Source organism: Microbacterium sp. UBA3394 (assembly GCF_002358725.1).
In the GTDB taxonomy this organism is placed as follows: Bacteria; Actinomycetota; Actinomycetes; order Actinomycetales; family Microbacteriaceae; genus Microbacterium; species Microbacterium luteum.
The window spans coordinates 1-3,013 of the sequence record NZ_DEPK01000153.1 but is presented as its reverse complement, the minus strand read 5'-3'; the positions used below and the strand labels follow the sequence as shown (position 1 = coordinate 3,013).

3 protein-coding genes and 1 pseudogene are annotated in these 3,013 nt (G+C 67.4%); all 4 read right to left on the bottom strand.

Features of this window, described 5'->3' with window-relative positions; all coding sequences use genetic code 11:
* Positions 1 to 185: pseudogene (locus B4E30_RS08910) on the bottom strand (hypothetical protein); the annotation flags it as partial.
* Between the two features lie 240 nt (positions 186 to 425).
* Complete coding sequence (gene ilvC / locus B4E30_RS08905; RefSeq protein ID WP_194385083.1) at positions 426 to 1,451, bottom strand: ketol-acid reductoisomerase; 1,026 nt, start codon at positions 1,449 to 1,451, stop codon at positions 426 to 428.
* Between the two features lie 82 nt (positions 1,452 to 1,533).
* The gene (ilvN, locus tag B4E30_RS08900) at positions 1,534 to 2,043 is read right to left on the bottom strand and encodes an acetolactate synthase small subunit (protein ID WP_194385082.1); all 510 of its coding nucleotides are present in this window, start codon (positions 2,041 to 2,043) and stop codon (positions 1,534 to 1,536) included.
* 1 nt (position 2,044) lies between these two features.
* Positions 2,045 to 3,013: thiamine pyrophosphate-dependent enzyme (locus B4E30_RS08895; protein WP_286794835.1), on the bottom strand; the 969-nt coding region annotated here is incomplete at its 5' end.

The window sequence follows — 3,013 nt, the reverse complement described above, 5'->3', positions numbered from 1 at the left end:
GCCCCGCGGCCGACCGCGGTATACCCCGCCGGAAGTCCGGTCGAGCTCTCTGCGCCGGCGGCGATGCGACCGTCGTCGTCAGCGGATGCATCCTCACCGACCGTGTCGTCGGCGGACGAACCCGTGTCGAGGGTCGGATCGTCATCGCCGTCCCAGCTCAGGGCGTCGCGCTCTCGAGGGGTCACTCCCCCAGCCTAACCGCGCCCGAGCCGACCGCGCCTTCAGAGCCGGTGTCCACCGTTCACCTGTCACCGGTGGTCGCCATGGCGATCCGAGGCGACATCGCGCGACAACCGAAGCGGCGAGTGCCGCGAACACGACGGAGGGTGGGCGCCGAAGCACCCACCCTCCGTGTGAGGTCAGCGCGCGGCGCTGCCCTGGTTTCGATACGCGGCTGAGCCGCTACTCAACCCAAGCTACCTCGGTCAGCGCGCGGCGCTGCCCTCGGTGTAGTCCTCATCCTGCTGCTTCCACGCGAAGAGCGAGCGCAGCTCCTTGCCAACAGCCTCGATCGGGTGCGACGCGGCCTTCTCGCGCATCTCCATGAACTCCGCAGCACCGTTGTCCTGGTCGTCGATGAAGCGCTTCGCGAACGCGCCGGACTGGATGTCGGCGAGGACGGCCTGCATGTTCTCCTTGACGCGCGGGTCGATGACGCGCGGGCCGGACACGTAGTCGCCGTACTCGGCGGTATCGGAGACCGACCAGCGCTGCTTGGCGATGCCGCCCTCCCACATCAGGTCGACGATGAGCTTCAGCTCGTGCAGCACCTCGAAGTAGGCGATCTGCGGCTGGTAGCCCGCCTCGGTGAGCGTCTCGAAGCCGTACTGCACGAGCTGCGAGACTCCGCCGCAGAGCACGGCCTGCTCGCCGAACAGGTCGCTCTCGGTCTCCTCGGTGAACGTCGTCTTGATCACGCCGGCGCGCGTGCCGCCGATCGCCTTCGCGTACGACAGCGCGGTTTCCCAGGCCGAGCCCGAGGCGTCGCTCTCGACGGCGATGATGTCGGGGATGCCGCGACCGGCGACGAACTCGCGACGCACGGTGTGACCCGGCGCCTTCGGCGCGACGAGGATCACATCCACGCCCTCCGGAGCGTCGATGTAGCCGAAGCGGATGTTGAATCCGTGCGCGAACGCGAGAGTCTTGCCCGCGGTCAGCTTGTCCTTGATGCTCTCGGTGAAGATCGAGCGCTGGTGCTGGTCGGGCGCAAGGATCATGATGAGGTCGGCCCACTCGGCCGCGTCGGCGACCGACTTGACCTGGAAGCCCTCATCCTGCGCCTTCTGGGTCGACTTCGACCCCTCCTTCAGGGCGATGACGACCTCGACCCCGGAGTCCCGCAGGTTCTGCGCGTGTGCGTGGCCCTGCGAGCCGTAGCCCACGATCGCCACCTTCTTGCCCTGGACGATGCTCAGGTCGGCGTCGTCGTCGTAGAAGATCTCAGCCATTCTTCGTGTCTCTCCTTGTTCGTGTCGTTTCGTCTCGCTCCGCTCGCTCAACGACCGGAAGCGAGCGGATCTGTCTCTCGGGTCAGCCGCGCAGCACGCGCTCGGTGATGCTCTTGGGCCCTCGGCCGATGGCGAGCAGGCCCGACTGAGCGAGCTCCTTGATGCCGAACGGCTCGATGGCGCGCAGGAAGGCCTCGACCTTGCCCTGATCGCCGGTGATCTCGATCACGACCGCGTCGGGGGCGTAGTCGACCACCGAGGCGCGGAACAGGTTCACCACCTCGAGCACGTTCGAGCGTGTGGCGTTGTCGGCGCGCACCTTGACGAGCATGTGCTCGCGCTGCACCGACGCGACCGGCTCCAGCTCCACGATCTTGATGACGTTGACGAGCTTGTTCAGCTGCTTCGTCACCTGCTCCAGCGGCAGGCCCTCGACGTCGACGACCACCGTGATGCGCGACAGCCCGGGCACCTCGGTGACCCCGACCGCGAGGGACTCGATGTTGAAGCCGCGACGGGCGAAGAGGCCGGCGACACGCGTGAGGAGGCCGGGCTTGTCTTCGACGAGCAGGCTCAGGACGTGCTTCGACATCTCACTCGTCCCCTTCGAACGACGGCGCGTGCTCGCGCGCGTACTGGATGTAGCTGTTGCTGACGCCCTGCGGCACCATCGGCCACACCATCGCATCGGCGCTGACGACGAAGTCGATCACGACGGGTCGGTCGTTCGTCTCCAGCGCGAGGGCGATCGCGTCGTCGACCTGATCTTCGCGTTCGACGCGGATGGCGAGACACCCGTAGGCCTCGGCCAGCTTCACGAAGTCCGGGATGCGCGCCGTGCCGTGCCCGGTGTTCAGGTCGGTGTTGGAGTGTCGCCCGTCGTAGAACAGCGTCTGCCACTGGCGCACCATGCCCAGCGAGGAGTTGTTGATGACGGCGACCTTGATCGGGATGTTGTTGATCGCGCAGGTGGCGAGCTCCTGATTGGTCATCTGGAAGCATCCGTCGCCGTCGATCGCCCACACCTGACGGTGCGGCTCCGCGACCTTCGCACCCATCGCCGCGGGCACCGCGTATCCCATGGTGCCGGCGCCGCCGGAGTTGAGCCACGCGTTGGGCCGCTCGTACCGGATGAACTGCGCCGCCCACATCTGGTGCTGTCCGACGCCGGCCGCGTAGATGCCCTCCGGACCCGTCAATTCGCCGATGCGCTGGATGACGTGCTGGGGAGAGAGGAGTCCGTCGGAGGTGGGAGCGAAACCGAGCGGGAACTCGTCGCGGAGGCCGTCGAGGAACGACCACCACTGATCGATGTCGGGCTTCTGCCCGTCGGCCACGCCGCGGAATGCCGAATCGAGGTCGAGCAGCACATCCTTCAGGTCCCCCACGATGGGCACGTCGGCGGTGCGGATCTTGGAGATCTCCGCCGGGTCGATGTCGACGTGGATCACCTTGGCGTGCGGGGCGAACAGAGCCGCCTTGCCGGTGACGCGGTCATCGAACCGGGCGCCGAGGGTGATGAGGAGGTCGGCCTCCTGCAGCGCCAGCACCGCCGGGACGGT